This is a genomic window from Bacillus haynesii (genome assembly GCF_001969855.1).
Taxonomy (GTDB): Bacteria; Bacillota; Bacilli; order Bacillales; family Bacillaceae; genus Bacillus; species Bacillus haynesii.
The window spans coordinates 162,348-182,972 of record NZ_MRBL01000007.1 but is presented as its reverse complement, the minus strand read 5'-3'; the positions used below and the strand labels follow the sequence as shown (position 1 = coordinate 182,972).

The window sequence follows — 20,625 nt, the reverse complement described above, 5'->3', positions numbered from 1 at the left end:
AGAATCCGCGGCTTCTTTTAGGAACGGGCGAGCGCTCCGGATACGGCTTCCAATGCTCGGGCAAAATCGGCCTGCAAATCATCGGCATGTTCTACGCCGACGCTCAGCCGCAGAAGGCCGTCGGTAATTCCCCGTTTTTCCCGCTCTTCTTTCGGCATGGCAGCGTGTGACATTTTCGCCGGGTAGGAAAGGATCGACTCCACAGCGCCGAGGCTGACGGCAAAGACCGGAAGAGAGACACGTTCCACGACCTGTTTCACGGCTTCTGAATTCTCCAGCTCGAACGAAAGGACGGCGCCGGCGCCGTATGACTGGTGCCTGTGAACGGATGCCCCCGGATGCGAAGACAGCCCTGGATAATACACTTGTTTGACGGCCGGATGCTTTTCAAAAAATTCAGCGAGCTGCTGAGCTGTCCTGCTCGCTTTTTCAAGGCGGACTTGCAGCGTTTTCAATCCGCGCAGCACAAGCCAGCAGTCTTGGACGCCGAGAACAGCGCCGAACGAATTTTGCAGTTTATAAAGTTCTTCTCCGAGCTTTTTGTCTTTCACAACGGCAAGGCCTGATAAGACGTCGCTGTGTCCGCTTAAAAACTTCGTCGCGCTGTGAAGTACCACATCGACGCCGAGCTCGAGCGGTCGCTGCAGCGCCGGGGTCATGAACGTGTTGTCAAGGAACGTCAGACAGCCGTGCGCCTTGGCAAGCTTGACGACCCCTCTGATATCCGTAATACCGAGCGTCGGATTTGACGGTGTTTCAAGATAGATGACTTTTGTGTTTTCCTTTATGTTTAAAGCAATTTCATTTAAATCCGTCATATCGACAAAAGTATGTTCAATTCCGAAGCGGCTCAACACTTCCGTAATCATCCGGTAAGTGCCGCCGTACACATCTTTTGTGACGAGAACGTGATCGCCCTTTGACAAAAGCAGAAAGGCGGTAGAAATCGCAGCCATTCCGGATGAAAAAGCAAATCCCCTCGTCCCTCCCTCAAGCTCGGCTATCGTGTCTTCAAGCGCCGTTCTTGTCGGTGTGCCTGACCGGCTGTAGTCATATTCTCCGAATTTGTCAAAAGAACCTTGATGAAAGGTTGACGCGTGCTGGATCGGCACGCTGACGGCTCCGGTTGCTCCGTCCGTTTTATTTTGGTTATGAACAAGCCTTGTTTCAAGCGTCCAGTTTTCATGACTCATGCGGAACCGCCTCCCCTTTCACTTTTTCCAGCGCAGTTTTTAGATCCTGCTTCAAATCGGAGACGTGTTCGATTCCGACTGAAAAGCGCAGAAGCCTGTTGCAGACGCCGTTCGCAATTCGGATGTCTTCCGGGATATCCATGTGGGTCTGTGTCGCCGGATAGGTGATGAAGCTCTCGACTCCGCCGAGGCTTTCGGCGAAACAGATCGTCTTAAGATTTTTCAAAAACGGATTGACCCATTCTTCTTTTTGAACTCGGAATGACAGCATGCCGCCTTTTCCAGGATAAAGAACATCGGCAATTTCCTCCTGCTCTTCCAAAAAGGCCGCAAGCTCCCGGGCGTTTTCCTGATGCTGTCTCATCCTAAGAGCCAACGTCTTCATTCCTCTCATTAAGAGCCACGAGTCGAACGGTGATAAAACCGCGCCGATGGCATTTTGGTGCTGGAACATTTCCTCAGACAGCTCTTCGCCTTTTGCGACGACAAGCCCCGCCAAAAGGTCATTATGACCGCCCAAATACTTCGTCGCGCTGTGAATGACAAGATCAGCGCCAAGCTCAATCGGCCTTTGCAGAATCGGTGTATAAAACGTATTGTCGACAATGAGCAGCAAGCCGTGCTCTTTGGCAATTTGCGCGATTTTTTGAATGTCTGCTTCCTGCATGAGCGGATTTGTCGGCGTTTCTACAAATAGGGCCTTTGTATTGTCCGTGATTTTCGACTTGATACAGTCTTCGTCTGAAAAATCATCGTATAAAAAGCGCAGTCCGTATTTCTTCCATTCGTTTTCAAAAAGGCGGTATGTTCCCCCGTATAAATCGGATGAAACGATGAGCTCATCCCCGCTTTGAAACAGAGCCATAATCGTCTGAATGGCAGCCATACCAGAACTGAACGCAAAGCCGCGCGTTCCCCCTTCGAGTTTCGCGATTGCATCCTCAACAAGCTGTCTTGTCGGATTTTTTGTGCGAATGTAATCAAATCCTGTGGATTCCCCGATTCCTTTGTGCCTGTACGCAGAAGAGAAATAAACGGGAGGATTGACGGTTCCGGTTATTTCATCACTGCGGTTGCCGATTTGCGCCAGCGTTGTTTGTACATGTTCAGTCATATGACACCATCCTTTAAAAAGTAAAAACCCCTTCTTCATAAGAAGAAGGGGGATTATTCGCTTCTTCTTATCTTCCAAGCATCTGCTTGCTGGATTTAGCACCTTGGTACACTGACGTCGTCAGTGCAGACCGGTTGCTGAGGTTTCAAAGGGCCAGTCCCTCCACCTCTCGTGATAAGAATCTCTTCAATTTTCTGATTGTTCTTTACTTTAACCTAATTCAAGACATTTTTCAAGGGTCATTTTTAAATCTTTCCTCATATTGAACATGGTAAGATGAAACCAAATGACCGAACCGGAGGAATCAGATGCCAAAAACAGAGCGCTTAATCGAATTGATGATGACCATTCATACAAAACGAAAATTTACGGCCGGGGAGCTCGCAGCAGAATTCGGGGTTTCCTACCGCACGATTCTCCGCGATCTGGACGAGCTGAGCGCGCTCGGCGTCCCGATCTATTCTGAAACAGGCGCGAACGGAGGCTATTATTTGCTGAATGAGCCTGTGCTTCCGCCGCTCTTTTTTACACAATCAGAGGCGGCGGCTATGTTTTTCGCGTATCAATCTTTGCAGTTTTTCGGGTCGCTCCCCTTTGATGCGGAAACGCGGATGGTTTTAAAAAAGTTCTACCGCCACCTTCCCGCGGAAACACAGGAGCGGATTGATGCGATGAAAGGCAGAATCGTGTTCTGGAATCCGCATCGACCAAAAGCCGCCGAACATTTAGAGACGCTTCTTAACGCAGCCGTCACTCAATCCGTTTTAACGGTCGTTTATGACGGAACAGACGATTGCACAGAGAGACCCATCCAGCCCATCGGCTTATACAGCTGGAACGGCTTCTGGTACTGTCCGGCCTATTGCTTTAAAAGGCAGGCGTTCAGACTGTTCCGCGCCGACCGCATCCTCCGTGCGGAAAAAGCGGCCAGCGGGCAGGCCCGCCAGCTTCCCTATCCATCGGTTCTCAGCTGGATCAAACATTCGGAGAGCGAGTGCCCTGAACCGGTGCGGCTGCATGCGGAACTGACACGCAGAGGAGCCAGGCGGGCTGCGGCTGATGTAGATTTATTCAAGATCCTCACGATGCGGGATGACGGAACGGGGGCAATCGATACAAACATCCCCAGGTCTGAACTTGAGTATTTCGGGGAGCTTTTGTGGAACCTCGGCGCTGAGGCAACTGTAAAAGAACCCGCGGAAATCAAGCTTCAGCTGAAACGAAAGGCTGCTGACATTTTAGCGAAGTACGGCTGACTTTTTTTAAGAATCATGACAAAGCCTGTCAGGATTAGGTGATACTTTTAGAATAAAAGCAAATGGAAAGGATGAAGCAAATGAATCAAGTTCAAGCGCTGCGCGGCGATTTGTTCCACGAAATGGAGACGGGCATCCGCTCCACGTGTCATCTTCTGAAAAAAGTGAAGGAATCTGACTGGTCTTACCGACCCGCCGACCGTATGCGAAGCCTGAAAGAACTGGCAAGTCATCTCGCGGCCATCCCTGAAGCCGACTTGGCCATCATGCAGGAAAAGGAAGAGGACATCATCGCCCGGATTGAAAAGAAGTATGGTGCATTGCAGTCGGCTGACCAAATGGCTGAAGCTATGCAGAAAGGATTCGACACTTTTAAAACGTATATGGTCTCCCTCTCCGACGAGGAATTTTTGACGAAGAAAACAAAGCCGTTTTACCTCGATGAAGGGATGACCCAAAGCCGCTGGCTGACGGAAACGCTCACCCACATCTTCCATCACAGGGCCCAGCTGTTTAATTATTTAAAACAGCTCGGCTATGACGTCAACATGTTCGATCTGTATCTTTAAAAGGTGATCATATGTAGCGGCCTCTGACAAAAAAAGAACGGTCAAACTTTAGGACAGCCAAGGTGACAATAAACAACACGGCATATATAGATCTGTCCGTCTTGCACATGCGTTCGGTTCATCTTTGAAACGCGCCGTATATATCAAAGCGCTCGCCCCGTTTTAAACGGTTCCTTCCATCGGGCCGAAAATGGCGCAGTGCGCCGTTGACCTGGGCTATTATTCCCCGTGGCGACATCAAGCATGAATTTGATCATCCGACCTCGAAAAACTGAAAGGCTACTGGGAAGACCCTTGTGCAGAAGATGCGCTGTATCGTCCATTATGCCGACGATCCCGATAGCGGCAAAAGCCGGCGGAATTTCACAGCGAAAAAAAAGGTGCCGCGAGCGATACGGATACCCCCCGGATAGATTATCAACGCCTTGGTACGAAAAAAAACGATCATAAAAAATCACGGCTGCCGAACTGTTCGGCAGCCCTTTTCGCTTCTTTCACAAGAGAATTTCGTGTTACAATGAATGGAAACGTTCACAAACATTATTTCTGGAGGAATTCACCTTGGCTATGAAAACAGGAGTCATTCAGGAGAAAAAGCTTTTTTCGGAAGAGCTCGGCGAGGAAATGGAGCTTCTCGTCTATTTGCCGTCATCCTTCTCGCCGCTTTACAAATATCATGTAATCATCGCACAGGATGGACATGACTATTTCCGGCTCGGGCGCATCAGCAGACAGGTGGAAGAACTGTTGGCGAACGGTGAAATCGAAAGATGCATCATCATCGGCATTCCGTACAAAAACGTACAGGAAAGAAGGCTTACATACCATCCGGAAGGGTCAAAATTCGAAGCGTATAAACGTTTTTTGGCAAATGAACTCGTCCCTTTCGCCGACAGTGAGTACCCGACATACCAAGTCGGATCAGGCAGGACGCTGATCGGGGATTCGCTCGGAGGAACGGTCTCTCTCATGACGGCGCTCGACTACCCGAATATGTTCGGGAACGTCATTATGCAGTCTCCTTATGTCGACCGCCATGTTCTCGATAAAGTGAAACAGTCCGATTCCCTGCAGCTTATTTCAATTTGCCACCAAATCGGAGAGAAAGAAACCGCCGTCAAAACGACCGATGATCAAATTTTGGACTTCACAGGTCCAAATGAGCAATTAAAAAAATTGCTTGAAGAAAAGCAGACAAACTACGATTTCAAAGCTTTCGACGGCGACCACAAGTGGACGTACTGGCAGCCGCTCATCACCCCCGCTTTAAAAAAAATGCTGTAGCTCTCTGTATATCGGCCCATCTTTGATATACTAAACCATATCAATTGTTTAAGGAGGGAACAAAATGAAATACGGTATTGTGCTATTTCCATCAAAAAAACTTCAGGACATTGCAAATTCCTACCGAAAACGCTATGACCCGAATTATGCTTTAATTCCGCCCCACCTTACATTAAGAACGCCTTTCGAAGTGTCTGAAGACGAGATCGAGGGCGTCGTTCGACACCTGAGGGAGCTTTCAAAAGAGCTGAAACCGGTCACGCTGAAGATTACAAAATTCAGTTCCTTTGCCCCCGTCAATAATGTCATTTACATGAAAGCCGAACCGACAAAGGAATTAACGCAGCTTCATGAAAAAATGTACAGCGGCGTTTTGGAAGGCAAACCCGAATATGCGTTTGTTCCCCATGTCACAGTCGCACAAAAGCTGTCAGATGATGAGCATTCTGACGTCCTCGGCACACTGAAAATGAGAGACGCGTCACACGAAGAAGTCATCGACCGCTTTCATCTGCTTTACCAATTGGACAACGGATCATGGACCGTCTATGAAACTTTTATTTTAGGAGCGTGAAGAAAGCCAGTGGAAGCCGTCATTGTGAAGAATCAACAACAGCTTGAAGACGCCTTCTTTGTTAGAAAGGAAGTCTTTATCAAGGAGCAGCACGTATCACCGGAAGAAGAAATGGATCATCTCGATCAGGAGTCTTCACATCTCGTCATCTATGACGGAAAAGAGCCGATCGGCGCTGGCCGCCTCCGGCTTGTCGACGGCTACGGCAAACTTGAACGAATCTGTGTGCTGAAAAGCCATCGCTCTCTCGGCGTCGGCAACCTGATCATTCAGGCGCTTGAAGAGGAAGCCGCCAAGCAAGGCGCGGCTCAATTCATGCTGAACGCGCAGACACAGGCTGTTCCCTTTTACGAAAAACACGGCTATAAGGTCGTGTCTGAAGAATTTTTAGATGCGAATATCCCCCATGTCAAAATGGTCAAAAAGTAACCGTTCCGCTTTTTAAGCGGAACGGTTTTTCTTTTCCTCAGAAAACTTTTCATAGTTTGTTCATCTTTTGTTTATCGTTTATTCAACATTGTCTATTAAAGTTGTTTCTAAGCTTTTACGAAGCCCTATACAAAATAGACGGGAGGTAACAGCCGAATGCCGTTATGAACAAAAACAACATCACAACACTCGTTCGTTTCGGGACAGTCGGAGCCGGGAACACACTCGTTGATTTCGTTGTGTTTTTCCTCCTTACGTCGCTCCACATCCCCTACCTGTCCGCACAGTTGTTTTCCTATTCGGCAGGCGTGGCAAACAGCTATATCTGGAATCGGACATGGACGTTTCAAGTAAAGGAAAAAGCGCATGGCGCGGAGATCATCCGGTTTATCATGATCAATCTTGCAGCAGCGGGCGCTACATTTGTCCTTCTGTATTTTTTACAAAAAGCCGGCCTGTCCCTTTTTGTCAGCAAAATGTCCGCAACAGTCGCAGGAATGGCGATCAACTTTATTGGAAACCGGCTTTGGGTGTTTCAAGAACCCGGAACAGATTCATAAAAAAGACGAGGAGTGAATAACCATGAAAGTAAAAAAAGCAGTCATCCCAGCAGCCGGATTGGGTACAAGATTTTTGCCGGCAACAAAAGCGCAGCCGAAAGAAATGCTGCCGATTGTCGATAAACCGGCCATACAATATATCGTGGAAGAAGCTGTCCAATCAGGAATAGAAGACATCCTTATCATTACAGGAAGAAATAAGCGTTCGATTGAAGACCATTTTGACCGCTCTGTTGAACTGGAACAAAACCTGTTCGCCAAAGGAAAAAACGATGTCTTAAAAGAGATACGCGACATCGCCGATATGGCGAATATTCATTATATCCGGCAAAAGGAGCCCCTCGGTCTCGGACATGCGGTGTTATCGGCCAGGCATTTCATCGGTGATGAGCCGTTTGCCGTCCTGCTCGGCGACGACATCATGGTATCAGAAACGCCGGCGCTTCGGCAGCTGCTTGAAGTATATGAAGAATATCAGACGGAAGTAATCGGCGTTCAGCCCGTCGATCCGGCGGACGTCAGCAAATACGGCATCATTCAGACATCCGCGCAAAAGAACAAAGTGTATCATATTGACGATCTTGTAGAAAAGCCGTCTGTCAAAGAAGCCCCTTCAAATATCGCGGTCATGGGCCGTTATGTGCTGAGGCCTTCGATTTTCCCCGTGCTCGAACAAACGAAGCGCGGTGCAGGAAATGAAATTCAGCTGACTGACGCACTTAGGGAAATCTGCCGGGAACAAAGCATGTATGCGCGCAGATTGGAAGGAAGCCGCTTTGATATCGGAGACAAGCTGGGCAGTTTTAAAGCGAGTACGGAAATCGCTCTCATGCGGGACGAGATGCGGCTAAAACTGTTCGCCTACCTGGAAAGCGTCTTAAAAAAAGAAGCGCAGAAAGGAGCATGGCAATGACATCCGTACTCGTTACAGGGGGAGCCGGATACATCGGCAGCCACACCGTACTCGAATTAACAAAGCAAAACCGCTCCGTTGTCGTGCTTGACAATTTATCTACCGGACATAGGGAAGCCGTCAGCGGGATCAGCTTATACGAAGGCGATATCGCTGATGCGGCACTTGCCAAAGCCATCATCAAACATCATGATGTCGATGCTGTCATCCATTTCGCTGCCAAAAGCCTTGTGTCCGAATCGATCGAAAAGCCTGAGCTCTACTTTAGGGAAAACACGCTAAAGTCTTGTGCATTCTTCGAAACGGTCATCAAGGAAGGCGTCAAAAACATCGTCTTTTCGTCGACCGCCGCCGTATACGGCATCCCGGAGAACGTCCCGATCAAAGAGACAGCCCCCCTCTCCCCTGTCAATCCTTACGGGGAATCGAAGCTGATGATCGAAAAATACTTGCACTGGGTCGGGAAAACGCACGGTGTCAAATGGGCAGCCCTCCGCTACTTCAACACGGCCGGCGCCGCTTTAAACGGAGCGATCGGCGAGGATCACGATCCCGAAAGCCACCTCATTCCCATTGTTCTGCAGACGGCATTGGGACAGCGAAAGCAGCTGTCCATTTTCGGAGATGATTATCCGACGCCAGACGGAACATGCATCAGGGATTATATTCACGTCCTCGATCTGGCTTCCGCCCACCTGGCGGCCCTTGACGGGTTATATGAAGACAGACTGAAGCAAAATGTTTATAATGTAGGGACAGGGGCCGGATATTCCGTAAAAGAAATCATTGAAACCGCGGAAAACATGACAGAGCGAAGCATTGCAGCAAAAACGGACGAGCGCAGAGCGGGGGATCCGCCAGTGCTGGTGGCGGACAGCCGGACACTGCAGGAAGATACCGGCTGGAAGCCGCAATACAGCGATATACAAACCATCATTCAAAGCGCATGGCAATGGCACAGAGCGCATCCGGACGGTTTTTGAGATTCGCTTGTTTCCCGCGCCGGCGGCAGGGAAACGTCCCGGCAGCTGCTCTAACGTTCGGCTGATGAAATCAAAAGCAGGGAGAAAAAACGAAAATGGGAAGCATAGTGAATGATATTTTAATGTGGCTGACCGATCTTGGCTATTTCGGCATTGCGATCGGTTTAATGATCGAAATCATCCCGAGTGAAATCGTACTTGCCTACGGCGGATACTTAGTGTCCAACGGCTCCATTACGATGACAGGGGCCGTGATCGCCGGCGTCATCGGGGGAACGATTGCTCAATTGTTTTTATACTGGATCGGCTACTACGGCGGACGGCCGTTTTTATACAAATACGGAAAATACTTATTGATCCAAAAGCATCACATTCAAACAGCCGAAAAATGGTTTGAGAAATACGGCGGAGGCGTCGTCTTTTCTGCCCGCTTCATTCCCGTGGTCAGGCACGCCATCTCCATTCCGGCCGGCATTGCGAAAATGCCGATTTTAAAATTCACGGGTCTGACAGTGCTCGCCATCATACCGTGGTCGATACTATTCGTCTACCTCGGCATACAGCTCGGCAGCCGGTGGGACCATGTTGAAAATGTGGCGAGAACGTACACGATTCCGATTATGATCGGGGCGGCCGCTATGATCATTCTGTATTTCGGACTCAAAAAACTACGCAGAAAATAACGAAAACCCCGGTATAAAAGCCGGGGTTTGTTTCATCTCTCAAACGGATTCGTTGACATAGCGGCCACTTTTCGCCTTTTCCGCAACACGGCGGTTGAGCGTTTTTTTCCTCTTCTTTTCCATGACCCGACTAAAAGCCGCAGTCTGGTTTTCCTCTCTTTTTTCGACTTCGCGGTAGGCGCGCTCGCTTGGGATATTGGCGGTTTTTTGTATATAAGCATAGTTCGATTTTTGGCTGATGCTGCGATTGGCGTACTGTATATATTGATCATTGCGGACAGGCGGTAAATATCCCATTCGATCTCCTCCTCATCAGCTTTAATTCCCAAAAATCTACTGTTTTAAACGGTTTTCATTTGATATGATAAACGTTGTCTCATGACACTAGACGACTACCCATTAATTGGAGGACCTCTTTTTGAAATGCGCCCGATTCAATAACCGAGACATTCATATACATACATATTCGAGAGAACACTTGCAATTCCTCTTTGATGAAGCAAGAAAAGACAGAATCACGTGTAAACATTGCGGCTTGCCGCTCAGACTGAAATTGTCGATTCATGAAGAACCGCATTTTTTCCACCGGGAAAACGGGGATTTTTCTCAATGTGAAGCAGCTTGCTTAAATGAAAAGACAGAGCAAACCAAACAGAACGATTATACTGAAAGCGGCATGTTCCGCCTCCCGAAGGGCAAAGCGATCGGAGAGGAAAAGAAGACGGATGCGGACTTCTGGAGGCCGCCTCGCGAGGCTTCCATCCATTCTCCTTTCTCTCCGGCGGCAGAAACGGCTCCCGAACCGGTCTTTCCGAATGTGCCGCTGAATGAAAAACAGCTTGCCGCTGTGACGGCCCCCGAAGAACCCCTTCTCGTTCTGGCCGGCGCGGGAAGCGGAAAAACGCGGGTATTAACTGCGCGAGCGGCTTATATGATATCCCGGCTCGATATCCCGCCTTCTGCGATATTGCTCGTCACATTCACGACAAAAGCCGTGAAAGAAATGAAAGAGCGGATGGCGTCGCAATACGGATTGCCGGTGCAGACTGTGAACCGCCTCGTGACAGGCACCTTCCACAGCTTTTTTTACAAAATTCTTTATCACCATGATCCGGCCAAATGGAATGGTGAGCACCTGCTGAAATGGGAATGGCAAAAAGAACAGTACATCAAACTGGCCCTTGCCGAAGAAGGGCTTGATGAAAAAGACTTTCCGGTTGACCAGGCGATCCAGCAGATCGGCTACTGGAAGAACGCTTATCTTCCGGGCGAACAGATTCCGCTTGAAGACGAATGGGAAAAGCGGGTTCACCGGCTGTACCGTCATTATGAAGAACAAAAAGCTGCGCGGCGCCAATTCGATTTCGACGATATGGCATCTGCATGCTGGCAGTTGTTTCAAGAACAGCCAGACATTTTAAAACGATATCAGACGCGATTTCACGCGATTTTGATCGACGAATTTCAGGACATTAACCCTGTTCAGTATGCCATCATCAAGCTCTTGGCGAGCCCCGAAAACAACCTGACCTGTGTCGGGGATGATGACCAGTCAATCTATGCGTTCAGAGGCAGCAGCCCTTCATTTATACTCGATTTTGAAAAAGATTATCCGAAGGCGAAAACGGTCCGCCTCACGACGAATTACAGATCGAGCCATCCGATTGTGGCAAGCGCCGATATGGTCGTGAAGAAAAACAAAAAGCGTTTTCCGAAAACATTAAGCGCCGCGAGAGATAACCGCCAAAAACCGCTCTTATTTTATCCTTATGATGAAGAGGAAGAAGCGATTATGATCGTCTCTGATATCCAAGAAAAAATTGAAATGGGCGCAAAGCCTGATGACTTCGCCATCCTATACCGGACAAACAGCAGCGGCCGCGCAATCTTTGAACGTCTGCACCAGTCAGCCATTCCATACACGGCTGAACAAGGTGTCCGGTCGTTTTACAGCAGGAGGATCGTCCGGCAGATGCTGGCCTATCTCTACTTAAGCCAAAATCAGGATGACGCGGAAGCCGTCAAACAGATTTTACCCGCCCTCTTTCTCAAGCAGTCCGCTTTAAACACGCTTAAAGCGCTCTCGATTACAGAAGATTGCACGATGGTTCAGGCGCTTGAAAAACTGACCGACATCAAACCGTTTCAGCTTGATAAAATAAAAAAAATCGTTCCTTTTTTCACTGGCTTAAAAACGATGAAACCGGTTGAAGCCATCTCTTTCGCAGAGGAAAAGATGGGCTTTTCCGATTACCTGAAAAAGCGCGGAAACGAAGGAAACAAGCTCGAAAAAGGGTCTGACGATCTGCGGGATCTCAAAACAGCGGCAAAAAAATTCAAAACGATTCCCGAATTTCTTGAGCATGTCGATCATATGAGAGCCGCCGAAAAGCAAAAAGCTGACGGATACGGTGTTCAGCTTTTGACAATTCACCGTGCGAAAGGGCTTGAATTTAAAACGGTCTATATCCTGGGCGTGCAGGACGGCTCGATTCCGCATGACTTTGCCCTGGAGACAGCGAGAAAAGGCGATGAAACCGCTCTTGAAGAAGAGCGGAGGCTGCTGTATGTCGCCATGACCCGGGCCGAGGACCGTCTGTATATCAGCGTTCCTTCCTTCAGAAGGGGAAGAACGGCATACCGCTCAAGGTTTTTACAGCCTATTTTACGCCCGAATCCCCAGGTCCAGCTGCAATAAAAGACACCGTGCCCTCCTTTTACCGGAAGGCGCGGTGTTTATTTTTTGCTGTTCATCATTTTCGCGATCGTGTTGAAATCCATTTTTTCCTTGCCGCTTACAATGGATTCAACAATCTTATCTTCCATTTCCTGCGGAACCCGTTTGTTCGCCAATTTAGCGACGCGCTTAATCACGCTGCGGACCGTTTTTTCATCCTTGAAGTTGGCACTTTGCAGCGAATTTGCAAGCTGCATGACGTCATTCATGCTGACGCCCGTTTTCTTTTCGATGTTTTTGAAAAATTGATTGTCCATACCTATGCCTCCTTTTTGGGAGTGATACGCTATCTTATGCATGTTTGAAAAGCCTTGTGCTTTTCCCGTTCAAAAAGAAGAGAGCCCGGCATACATGCCGCCGCCCTCTTCGCTTCAACTCAAAAACTAATATTTAAAAGAAGCGCCGACAATAATTAGAAGAATAAACAAGACAACGATCAATACAAACGTTGAACCATAGCCGCCGCCATAGCCTCCGCTGTAGCCACCGCCGTAGCCTCCGCAACAAAAGCCCATCTAAAGCACCTCCTTTTCTCCCTACACGATATGACATTTGATAGGATTCGCTTGGATTGATGCATAGGGCTTCTGTGGATTATTTAAAAATGCCTGGCAGACTCCCGTCCTCTCCCAGCCATTTTTCAGCATTCTCTGCAAACGCTTCGATCTGCCTGCCGAACTGTTCGGCCGAGCGGTCAAATGTCTCCAGTTCCTTCTGCTGCTCAAAGATCACCCGGTCATGGCCGGCTTGCGTTTGATCGTGTTTGCGGGATATCGATTCAACCAGCTGTTCAAATAAATTCATCGTTTTCCCCCCTTATGATGGTGTATGCATCAGAAGGGAAATTGGGAATAAAAAAAACCGGATATAGTCCGGCTTTTTTTGATATTAATAGGTTCTCCTTTTTTTGCCGCATCCGCAGCCTTTTTTCTTCACTTTTTTTGAGAAAGTGGACTGATGATTGCTGGAAGCGTTCGTTAATCGGCCTTGCTGCCTTCTTTTCACTTGTCTCATTGCATTCCTTCCTTTCTCATGCTTATACGCCATTATATGAGTCTTCTTTTCAATGTTGCTAATGATAAATCCCCATTCAATCGAGCCATTTGGACACGATCGTTTCCAGTACTCCAGCAAAACCCGCAATGGCAAGCAGAAGAATCAGCCATTCGGCAATGGTCGGAACAAATGCGTAAAAAACAAGCAAAAAAGCGGTACACCACACACCCGTACACCAATAACAGCTCAATAGCTCGCCGATCCACGCTCTCACGCCTTTGCCTTTCATGACAAGATACGTCTCGGTCTCTCCCGTTTTTTCGTTTTTTTCTTCAACCTCTTCGTGAAACAGGCTTCTAAACGGCGCCATAATCGTGTCAAACACGACCAGCCGCGTCAGCCGAAATACCGCGATAGAAAACAGAATAAATAAAAGCCAGCTTTGTATCACAGGGCTCCCCCTTTCCTGCTTCCAAATATATGCCGGATCACCCTTCCCTAAAACAGCAAATTGGGTGCTGAAATGTATGTTTTCCTCATTCCGCTATGGTACCGGTCTGCATTTAATAAAGTGTGGATAAGAAAGGAGTGAAAGTTATGTCGTTTCATGAAAAAGCCGAAGCGCTGTACGCAGAAACATTTGACGAATTATACCGGGAATATGACCAGCTCATTGAAGTGATTGATTCAGAACATGTCACCGTAAACACGGCAAACATAACAGCAGCTCTCTCTTTACAAGCCATTGTGATCTCTTTGACGATTTTATCGGCTCAGCTTGCGATCGAAGACGAGGATACAGCAGACATCGTCTCAGAACACGTTTTAGCCGTACACAGGCTGCAGAGCAGGAGAAGAGTCATCATCAAAGTCATCGGCAGCCGCAATGTCACCATTACGCTTTCCTCGCTGGAGATCCTGCTTTCCGTCCAAGTTTTAACCGAAGTGCTGATCGCGCTTATTACAGAGCTTGACATACTTTAAGCCTTCCTTTCTTTCTAATATTTTTAAGAAATTGAGGTGAAAAACAATTGGCAGATCGCGAAAAGCTTAAAGCGGAAGTAAATCCGCTGACAAATACGCTTGTGCAAAATATCCTTAGAAAACACGGCGTTTCAAAAGACAATGTGCGGACACTGTCTGAGGAAGAAAAAGAAAACATCTTAAAAATACTCGAGGATTTAAAAGCGCAGTCCGAGGCTCTCATCCAGCGGCAGCAGGAAAAGAAGAAAGAAGCGAACAATGAAGCATCATCACAATCCGAAGAACGCCCAAGACGAAGAAGAGAACGTTCAGGTAAAAATAAATTAAGAGAAAAGCTGAGACAGAGAAGGCAGCAGGAGAATACCGCCGAAACCGAAGAAAAAAATGGGGATTTGGAGTAGGGTATCTGCCATATACAAGTTCGAGTCTTCAAACATTTAATATAGTAAATGGAAGGAGGAAAACAAATGGAAACTAGACCATATTCTTGGGTTGCATTAGATCCTGAATGCGAGCATCCGGGAACTGAGTATTATCCGAGACATCCAAAGAAACACGTTTGTGACGATTACAACTGCAAATGCGGCAAAAACGATGCATTTATCAATCAGGAACTCGACCAGCTTAACCTGAACAAACAGCTGTCAGATGAGACGATTATCATCAAGGATTCTTGCGATATCAGAGTCTCTACAGAGGACACTCAAGTTGTCGCATCAGTTATGACTGCGGTACAAACAGCCATTATTACAATCGTTCTGGCAATCATTGACGATGCTGATCTAGCCGAGCTTGTATCACAAGACTTGCTGCAGGTAACAGCAAACAAGCAAACGAACCGTCAAAAATTAATTATCGACAATTCACGCGATGTCACAGTTACAACAGAAGATACCGATGTTGCCGTCTTGGTCAGCACAGCTGTCCAAACGCTTACAGTTGTTATCGCAACACTTATCGTCGGACTCCTTTAATACAAAAAAGCAGAGCCATCCAGCTCTGCTTTTCTTCATTTTTATAGACGATTACCCACACCAACAAGGGCACGGGTACATATGTTGTTAAAGACTAAAGTCAAATATCCCTATAAAAAGGAGCTGAAATCCATGAGCTGCGGAAAACACCATGGCCGGCATGAAAATTGTGTATGCGATGCAGTAGAACAAATTATAAAAGAACAGGATGCAGTTGAAGAAACATGTCCGACGAGCTGCTTCGGTAATCTGCTGAGTCCGACGGTTTCCGGTAAAGACACCATTCCGTTCCTTTTGTACGACAAAAAAGGCGGTTTATTTTCAACATTTGGAAATGTCGGCGGATTTTCAGATGATATGCAGTGCTTCGAATCGATTTTCTTCCGGGCAGAAAGTCTAAAAGATTGCTGTGCAACGCTTTCAATCCTGAGGCCTGTGGACATAAACGGCGACACATTAAGCGTCTGCCACCCTTGTGACCCTGACTTTTTCGGGCTTGAGAAAACGGACTTTTGCATCGAGGTTGACTTGACTTGTTTCTGTGCGATTCAATGTCTGTCACCTGACTTAGTTGATCGCGCAGCAGACAAAAAACACAATCAGCACCACGGTTAAAAGGTGTCGGGCTGCATCAAGCCGGCCGATATGATCGGCTTGGTGCCAGTCTTTTCACGAAAGCTGCCGGCTTTCGGCAGCTCCTTTTACCAATAGAAAGGCCAGGCCGAAAAACGAAATTTTAAATCCTGAATTAGGAGGGATCATAACATGACGAAATGTTCAGCCGAAAATTGCGTGTGCGAAGCCGTTGAAAACATTCACGATCTGCAAAACGCCATTGAGGAAGAAGGCTGCCCGACAAGCTGCTTCAGCAACCTGCTTTCCCCTTCGAGAAACTTAGGCGACACCATTCCGTTTATTATATACACTTCAAAGTCTAAGCCGTTCGTAGCGTTTGGAAATGTCGGAGAGCTTCAGGCAGGCCCTTGCTTCAGCACCGTGTTTTTCAGAGTTGAAAAGATTGATGACTGCTGCGCTACATTAAGACTGTTGATTGCCTTTGATGATAATCGCCGCGTTCTCGATTTCACAGAAGATAAAGACAAAATTTGCGATGTGTTCCGCTTGGAAAAAACAAATTTCTGCATTGAAGTGGATCTGGAATGCTTCTGTGCAATCGAATGCTTAAATCCGCAACTGATCAATCGTTCAAAATAAAAAGTCCCTGAATCGGGACTTTTTTTAATTTAAAAGCCGAGCGGGTGCAAGGAAGTAATGCTCTCGATCAGCAGTTCCGCCGGAGCCCCTTTGCTCGATGTTCTGACATATACGGAACCGTCTTTCTTTTCGACGATCGTTCCCCTGTATGTCTTTCCGTCTGCTTCAATGAGACAAAGGGTTTTCGGCATATTGCCGGGAAGGCTTGCCAAAAAGTCGATTTTCTCGGCGATGGTCATCTTGCTGAGCGGTTTTTTAATCGGTTTGACTCCTTTTTCGGACCGATTCGCCTCATCGCTAAGCACCGCTTCAGCGCCGTCTTGTTCGTCGGGCCGGGCGGCTTCATCCTGCTGTTCCTTTCGCAGCGCTTTTTGTTCGGAAGCGTGTGGCTTTGCTTTCTTCTTTCTTTTAATCAGAATATCCTGCATGTTCGCCTCTGCCTTATCATAGTCCGGCTGCACAATATACATGAGCGGCTTTTGCTCCGCATCGTTTTTTCTGCTAGACATCTTGATCCCTCCGATCTGTTCATGGTATATCTATATGCAAAAAAGGAGAAATCAGAAGAAAAGAAAAAGCAATCCTTTAGCGGATTGCTTTTTTAGCGCCATTTTAGCGCGCGATGATATGGTAGCCTGAATCGACATGCAGGTTTTCGCCGGTCATGCCGCGGGAAAGGTCGCTGAACAGGAAAGCAGCCGTGTCGCCGACTTCTTCCGGAGTCGTTGTGCGGCGAAGCGGGGCGCGCTCTTCGATTTCTTTTAAAATCGAGTTGAAATCGCTGATTCCTTTTGCGGACAATGTCCGGATCGGCCCTGCGGAAATGCTGTTGACGCGGATTCCGTCTTTTCCGAGATCGCTCGCCAAGTATTTGACGCTGGCATCAAGCGATGCTTTCGCAACACCCATGACATTGTAGTTGGATACAACGCGCTCGCCGCCAAGGTATGTCAGCGTGACGATGCTTCCGCCTTCAGTCATGATGCCGCGCGCCGCTTTAGCGACCGCTGTCAGAGAGTAAGAGCTGATATTGTGCGCGAGCAGAAAACCGTCGCGGGTAGTATTTAAGTACTCTCCAGCCAAGTCTTCTTTGTTGGCGAAAGCGATGCAGTGTGCAATGCCGTGGATGACCCCGACTTCGTTTTTGATGTCGGCGAAGCATGCTTCAATTTCCTGGTCATTTGTGACATCACAAGGAAGTACGATTGAATCGTTTCGCTCCAAAGAATCAGCCAGCTCCTTGACCGATTTTTCAAGCCGCTCACCCGCATACGTAAAAATCAGCCTTGCGCCTGCATTGTGAAGCGAGCGGGCGATTCCCCATGCGATGCTTCGTTTATTTGCTACACCCATGACGACGATATTCCGGCCTTCTAGTGATAAATTCATATGTATAAAATCCTCCTAATGATTAACATTTTATTAGTACCTGATCATAATATATAGTATCACAATTACTAGCAGGCTGACAATTTCAGAATATAAAAAGCGGCAGAGTGTTTTTATGCTCTGCCGCGATATTGATTCGTTTTTATTGCGGGACTACAGGTCCAACCCTGCGTTGGATAACTTTTGATACGCAAAATGGTTGGTCGGTCCGTGGCCGGCTCCGAAATCAAGGCTGTGTGCAACCGCTTCGTGGACGAAAGCCTCAGCGATGCGGAAAGCTCCTAGAATCCCGTTTCCTTTCGCTGTTTGCGCCGTAAGAGCGGCAGCAAATGTACAGCCTGTTCCATGGGTATTTTTCGTCTTAATATAGGAATTCGTTTTTTCTGTGAACGTCTCTCCGTCAAAGAGGAGATCGGTTACTTTGCCATCCTCGGGCTGATGACCTCCCTTGATGATAATGTTGCGGACGCCCATTTCATGCAATTCACGAGCTGCTTTTTTGCGGTCTTCCATTGTTTGAATGCTTCTCCCTGTCAGCACTTCAGCTTCGGGAATGTTCGGCGTTACCGCATAAGCAAGCGGAAGAAGGCGCCGTTTCAATGTTTCAACTGCTTCCTCATTCAATAGTGAAGCGCCGCCTTTGGCGATCATGACAGGATCGACGATTACACGTTTAAGCTCGTATGTTGCAATTTTTTCAGCAATGACCTCAATCATATCCGCGCTCCACAGCATCCCTGTTTTCACGGCGTCAGGTTTTAAATCTTCTGCAACTGCATCAATCTGTGCGCCGAGCGCTTCCGAGGAAAGCGGGTAGACGCCGTGAACCCCTGTTGTATTTTGCGCAGTGACCGCTGTCAAAGCTGTCATGCCGAAGACGCCAAGCTCTTGAAATGTTTTAATGTCGGCTTGAATGCCGGCTCCGCCTCCTGAATCCGATCCGGCGATTGTTAATGCTTTATATATGCTCATGATGTTTGCACTCCCTTCGGCCTTTAGCCAATCCATCTGTGATATATCGTTTTCGCGCGATTAATATCATTCGTTCCGTGAATCAAAGCGCGTCCATCCCGAAAAATCACGAACTTAAAATCCCCCGCACGGCAGGAGACTAAATAAGGGTTTCCCGTCACATGTAAACCGGCTTTTTTTAATCTGGCAGCAAGCGACTCCAGCTCCAGCGGCTGCTCCGCGGCCGGCCTGATCTGAACCGTTTGTCTGCCGCAAAGAACGGCTGCTTTTGTTTCGTTTTCAGCCGAAAGAAACGGAAACTCACCTGTTCCGCACGTCGGACACGAGCCATGTTTAAGCGCGTCAGCCCGGACTTCAGACCTCTCATTTGTCCAAATATCAAATGAGCGGAGCATCCCTGACGGTTCATGCCCGGTCAGCAGCTTCAGGGCATCTGTTACCTGGTATGCGGCAACCTGCTGAACGACCGGACCAATCACCCCCGCGGTGTCGCACGTCATGGTATTCGCGGGCAAATGCCCCAAAAGACAGTGAAGGCACGGCGTTTTTCCCGGAATTACGCTATATGTGATGCCATAGCTTGCGACACACGCGCCGTACAGGAAAGGGATGCCTAATTTGACCGCCGCATCGTTCATGATCAGCCGCGTTTCAAAATTATCCGTCGCATCGACGATCAGGGACGCTTCCTCCGCAAGCTCGAGCGCTTTTTCGGCAGTAACATCCGCTACGATGCCGGTTACTTGAACAGAGCTGTTGATCAGGCGCAGCCTTTTTTCGGCGGCGGCAGCCTTTGGCATATGATCAACCACATCCTGTTCCGTATAGAGCTGCTGGCGCTGGAGATTGCTCCATTCCACATAATCCCTGTCGGCAATCGTCAGCGAACCGATCCCGGCCCTCACCAGCATCTCTGCGCTGGCTGCGCCCAAAGCCCCCGCACCGATCACCAGGACGCGGGCGTGGCTTAATTTTTCCTGGCCGTCCGGTCCGATCGGGTGAAAGAGCTCCTGTCTTGAATACCTGCCGGTCAAATCGTCAACTTCCCTTCTTCAGGGCTGCTGGCGATGCCGTAGTTCTTTTCCGGAATTCGTCCGGCAAGATACCCGAGCCTGCCCGCTTCAACGGCAAGCTTCATAGCCTTCGCCATTTGGACCGGATCTTTCGCCCCGCTCACTGCCGTGTTCAAAAGGACCCCGTCTGCGCCGAGTTCCATTGCGTATGCCGCATCTTTCGGAGAACCGATTCCGGCATCCACGATAACGGGAACCTTAGCCTGTTCGATGATGAACGACAGGTTGAGCGGATTGACGATTCCCTGTCCCGAACCGATCGGAGAGGCCCCGGGCATAATGGCGTGTACGCCGAGCTCTTCAAGCTTTCTCGCGAGGACGACATCATCCGATGTATACGGCAGTACAATGAAGCCTTCTTCAAGCAAAGCTTCTGACGCCTTCAGCGTTTCTACCGGGTCAGGCAGAAGTGAACGGTCACAGCCGATCACTTCGACTTTGATCATGTCACAAAGACCGCTTGCTTTGGCAAGCTTGGCGATCCGGACGGCTTCCTCAGCCGTTTTTGCTCCTGCCGTATTCGGCAAAAGCGTATAACGGCTTAAATCGAGCTGCTCCAAAAAATTAGGCTGAGATTCTTCAAAAATATTCATCCGTCTGACGGCAAACGTCAGGATCTCCGATTCAGATGCGCTGACGGCCTCTTTTTGAATCTCAAATGACGGATACTTCCCTGTACCGAGCAATAATCTTGATGAAAATTGACGATCTGCGATTTTGAACATAA

At 48.3% G+C, this 20,625-nt stretch carries 28 protein-coding genes and 1 riboswitch; of the genes, 15 read left to right on the top strand and 13 right to left on the bottom strand.

Annotated elements, in window-relative coordinates; genetic code table 11:
* Nucleotides 1-17: 17 nt before the first annotated feature.
* Nucleotides 18-1,193: a cystathionine beta-lyase gene (metC, locus tag BTA31_RS07820; RefSeq protein WP_043925666.1), complete on the bottom strand. Its 1,176-nt coding sequence runs from the start codon at nt 1,191-1,193 to the stop codon at nt 18-20.
* Entirely contained in the window at nt 1,183-2,307 is a 1,125-nt protein-coding gene (locus BTA31_RS07815; RefSeq protein WP_076790565.1) for a methionine biosynthesis PLP-dependent protein, read from the bottom strand. Before BTA31_RS07815 ends, metC begins: the two co-directional genes overlap by 11 nt.
* A gap of 64 nt (nt 2,308-2,371) precedes the next feature.
* A riboswitch (SAM riboswitch) is annotated at nt 2,372-2,488 on the bottom strand.
* 127 nt (nt 2,489-2,615) lie between these two features.
* On the opposite strand from BTA31_RS07815, the gene BTA31_RS07810 reads away from it, so the two are divergent.
* From BTA31_RS07810 to uptA, 9 genes are all read left to right on the top strand, one after another.
* Nucleotides 2,616-3,563, top strand: coding sequence for a helix-turn-helix transcriptional regulator (locus BTA31_RS07810; protein WP_076790563.1), 948 nt, complete (start codon nt 2,616-2,618; stop codon nt 3,561-3,563).
* Between the two features lie 80 nt (nt 3,564-3,643).
* Complete coding sequence (locus BTA31_RS07805) at nt 3,644-4,132, top strand: DinB family protein (protein ID WP_076790561.1); 489 nt, start codon at nt 3,644-3,646, stop codon at nt 4,130-4,132.
* A gap of 561 nt (nt 4,133-4,693) precedes the next feature.
* Complete coding sequence (locus BTA31_RS07795; protein WP_076790559.1) at nt 4,694-5,416, top strand: esterase family protein; 723 nt, start codon at nt 4,694-4,696, stop codon at nt 5,414-5,416.
* Nucleotides 5,417-5,480: 64 nt separating this feature from the next.
* Nucleotides 5,481-5,990, top strand: coding sequence for a YjcG family protein (locus BTA31_RS07790; protein ID WP_043925661.1), 510 nt, complete (start codon nt 5,481-5,483; stop codon nt 5,988-5,990).
* A gap of 9 nt (nt 5,991-5,999) precedes the next feature.
* Nucleotides 6,000-6,419, top strand: a complete 420-nt coding sequence (locus BTA31_RS07785; RefSeq protein WP_076790557.1) for a GNAT family N-acetyltransferase — start codon at nt 6,000-6,002, stop codon at nt 6,417-6,419.
* A gap of 164 nt (nt 6,420-6,583) precedes the next feature.
* Nucleotides 6,584-6,979, top strand: a complete 396-nt coding sequence (locus tag BTA31_RS07780; RefSeq protein ID WP_076790554.1) for a GtrA family protein — start codon at nt 6,584-6,586, stop codon at nt 6,977-6,979.
* A 16-nt stretch (nt 6,980-6,995) separates the two neighbouring features.
* Nucleotides 6,996-7,892, top strand: coding sequence for a UTP--glucose-1-phosphate uridylyltransferase GalU (galU, locus tag BTA31_RS07775; RefSeq protein ID WP_162274287.1), 897 nt, complete (start codon nt 6,996-6,998; stop codon nt 7,890-7,892).
* Nucleotides 7,889-8,875 carry a UDP-glucose 4-epimerase GalE gene (gene galE, locus BTA31_RS07770; protein WP_076790550.1) on the top strand — a complete coding sequence of 329 codons (987 nt, stop codon included), beginning with the start codon at nt 7,889-7,891 and terminating at the stop codon, nt 8,873-8,875. The genes galU and galE overlap by 4 nt, the downstream gene beginning before the upstream one ends.
* 95 nt (nt 8,876-8,970) lie before the next feature.
* Nucleotides 8,971-9,558 (top strand): undecaprenyl phosphate transporter UptA, encoded by a 588-nt coding sequence (gene uptA / locus BTA31_RS07765; protein ID WP_076790547.1) that lies wholly within the window; start codon nt 8,971-8,973, stop codon nt 9,556-9,558.
* A gap of 39 nt (nt 9,559-9,597) precedes the next feature.
* Here uptA and BTA31_RS07760 read toward each other — a convergent pair whose 3' ends face one another.
* A complete protein-coding gene (locus tag BTA31_RS07760) occupies nt 9,598-9,855 on the bottom strand; it encodes a hypothetical protein (protein ID WP_076790544.1) in 258 nt (85 codons plus the stop codon).
* Between the two features lie 121 nt (nt 9,856-9,976).
* Here BTA31_RS07760 and BTA31_RS07755 point away from each other — a divergent pair, with 121 nt between their 5' ends.
* Complete coding sequence (locus BTA31_RS07755; protein ID WP_076790541.1) at nt 9,977-12,256, top strand: ATP-dependent helicase; 2,280 nt, start codon at nt 9,977-9,979, stop codon at nt 12,254-12,256.
* 38 nt (nt 12,257-12,294) lie between these two features.
* On the opposite strand, the gene spoVIF is transcribed toward BTA31_RS07755, so the two are convergent.
* The 5 genes from spoVIF to BTA31_RS07735 form a co-directional block, all read right to left on the bottom strand.
* The gene (gene spoVIF / locus BTA31_RS07750; RefSeq protein WP_076790538.1) at nt 12,295-12,552 is read right to left on the bottom strand and encodes a sporulation-specific transcription regulator SpoVIF; all 258 of its coding nucleotides are present in this window, start codon (nt 12,550-12,552) and stop codon (nt 12,295-12,297) included.
* Between the two features lie 126 nt (nt 12,553-12,678).
* Nucleotides 12,679-12,810, bottom strand: a complete 132-nt coding sequence (locus tag BTA31_RS07745; protein ID WP_011197781.1) for a YjcZ family sporulation protein — start codon at nt 12,808-12,810, stop codon at nt 12,679-12,681.
* Between the two features lie 79 nt (nt 12,811-12,889).
* A complete protein-coding gene (locus BTA31_RS07740; RefSeq protein ID WP_043925654.1) occupies nt 12,890-13,099 on the bottom strand; it encodes a hypothetical protein in 210 nt (69 codons plus the stop codon).
* Nucleotides 13,100-13,183: 84 nt separating this feature from the next.
* Nucleotides 13,184-13,309, bottom strand: coding sequence for a hypothetical protein (locus BTA31_RS23540; RefSeq protein WP_255204428.1), 126 nt, complete (start codon nt 13,307-13,309; stop codon nt 13,184-13,186).
* A gap of 76 nt (nt 13,310-13,385) precedes the next feature.
* Nucleotides 13,386-13,742, bottom strand: a complete 357-nt coding sequence (locus BTA31_RS07735; RefSeq protein ID WP_076790536.1) for a DUF1360 domain-containing protein — start codon at nt 13,740-13,742, stop codon at nt 13,386-13,388.
* A gap of 146 nt (nt 13,743-13,888) precedes the next feature.
* Here BTA31_RS07735 and BTA31_RS07730 point away from each other — a divergent pair, with 146 nt between their 5' ends.
* From BTA31_RS07730 to BTA31_RS07710, 5 genes are all read left to right on the top strand, one after another.
* Nucleotides 13,889-14,275 (top strand): spore coat protein, encoded by a 387-nt coding sequence (locus BTA31_RS07730; RefSeq protein WP_076790534.1) that lies wholly within the window; start codon nt 13,889-13,891, stop codon nt 14,273-14,275.
* Nucleotides 14,276-14,322: 47 nt separating this feature from the next.
* Nucleotides 14,323-14,676 (top strand): spore coat protein, encoded by a 354-nt coding sequence (locus BTA31_RS07725; protein WP_076790532.1) that lies wholly within the window; start codon nt 14,323-14,325, stop codon nt 14,674-14,676.
* Between the two features lie 66 nt (nt 14,677-14,742).
* Nucleotides 14,743-15,249, top strand: coding sequence for a spore coat protein (locus tag BTA31_RS07720; RefSeq protein ID WP_043925651.1), 507 nt, complete (start codon nt 14,743-14,745; stop codon nt 15,247-15,249).
* Nucleotides 15,250-15,381: 132 nt separating this feature from the next.
* Entirely contained in the window at nt 15,382-15,864 is a 483-nt protein-coding gene (locus BTA31_RS07715) for a CotY/CotZ family spore coat protein (protein WP_043925650.1), read from the top strand.
* 150 nt (nt 15,865-16,014) lie between these two features.
* Entirely contained in the window at nt 16,015-16,464 is a 450-nt protein-coding gene (locus BTA31_RS07710) for a CotY/CotZ family spore coat protein (protein WP_043925649.1), read from the top strand.
* A gap of 29 nt (nt 16,465-16,493) precedes the next feature.
* Here BTA31_RS07710 and BTA31_RS07705 read toward each other — a convergent pair whose 3' ends face one another.
* The 5 genes from BTA31_RS07705 to BTA31_RS07685 form a co-directional block, all read right to left on the bottom strand.
* Complete coding sequence (locus tag BTA31_RS07705) at nt 16,494-16,973, bottom strand: CotO family spore coat protein (RefSeq protein WP_076790529.1); 480 nt, start codon at nt 16,971-16,973, stop codon at nt 16,494-16,496.
* 103 nt (nt 16,974-17,076) lie between these two features.
* Nucleotides 17,077-17,853 (bottom strand): enoyl-ACP reductase FabI, encoded by a 777-nt coding sequence (gene fabI, locus BTA31_RS07700; RefSeq protein ID WP_043925647.1) that lies wholly within the window; start codon nt 17,851-17,853, stop codon nt 17,077-17,079.
* Nucleotides 17,854-18,006: 153 nt separating this feature from the next.
* A complete protein-coding gene (thiD, locus tag BTA31_RS07695) occupies nt 18,007-18,825 on the bottom strand; it encodes a bifunctional hydroxymethylpyrimidine kinase/phosphomethylpyrimidine kinase (protein WP_076790526.1) in 819 nt (272 codons plus the stop codon).
* Between the two features lie 23 nt (nt 18,826-18,848).
* Nucleotides 18,849-19,859, bottom strand: coding sequence for a thiazole biosynthesis adenylyltransferase ThiF (locus BTA31_RS07690; protein ID WP_076790524.1), 1,011 nt, complete (start codon nt 19,857-19,859; stop codon nt 18,849-18,851).
* Nucleotides 19,856-20,623 (bottom strand): thiazole synthase, encoded by a 768-nt coding sequence (locus tag BTA31_RS07685; RefSeq protein ID WP_043925643.1) that lies wholly within the window; start codon nt 20,621-20,623, stop codon nt 19,856-19,858. Before BTA31_RS07685 ends, BTA31_RS07690 begins: the two co-directional genes overlap by 4 nt.
* Nucleotides 20,624-20,625 lie beyond the last annotated feature (2 nt).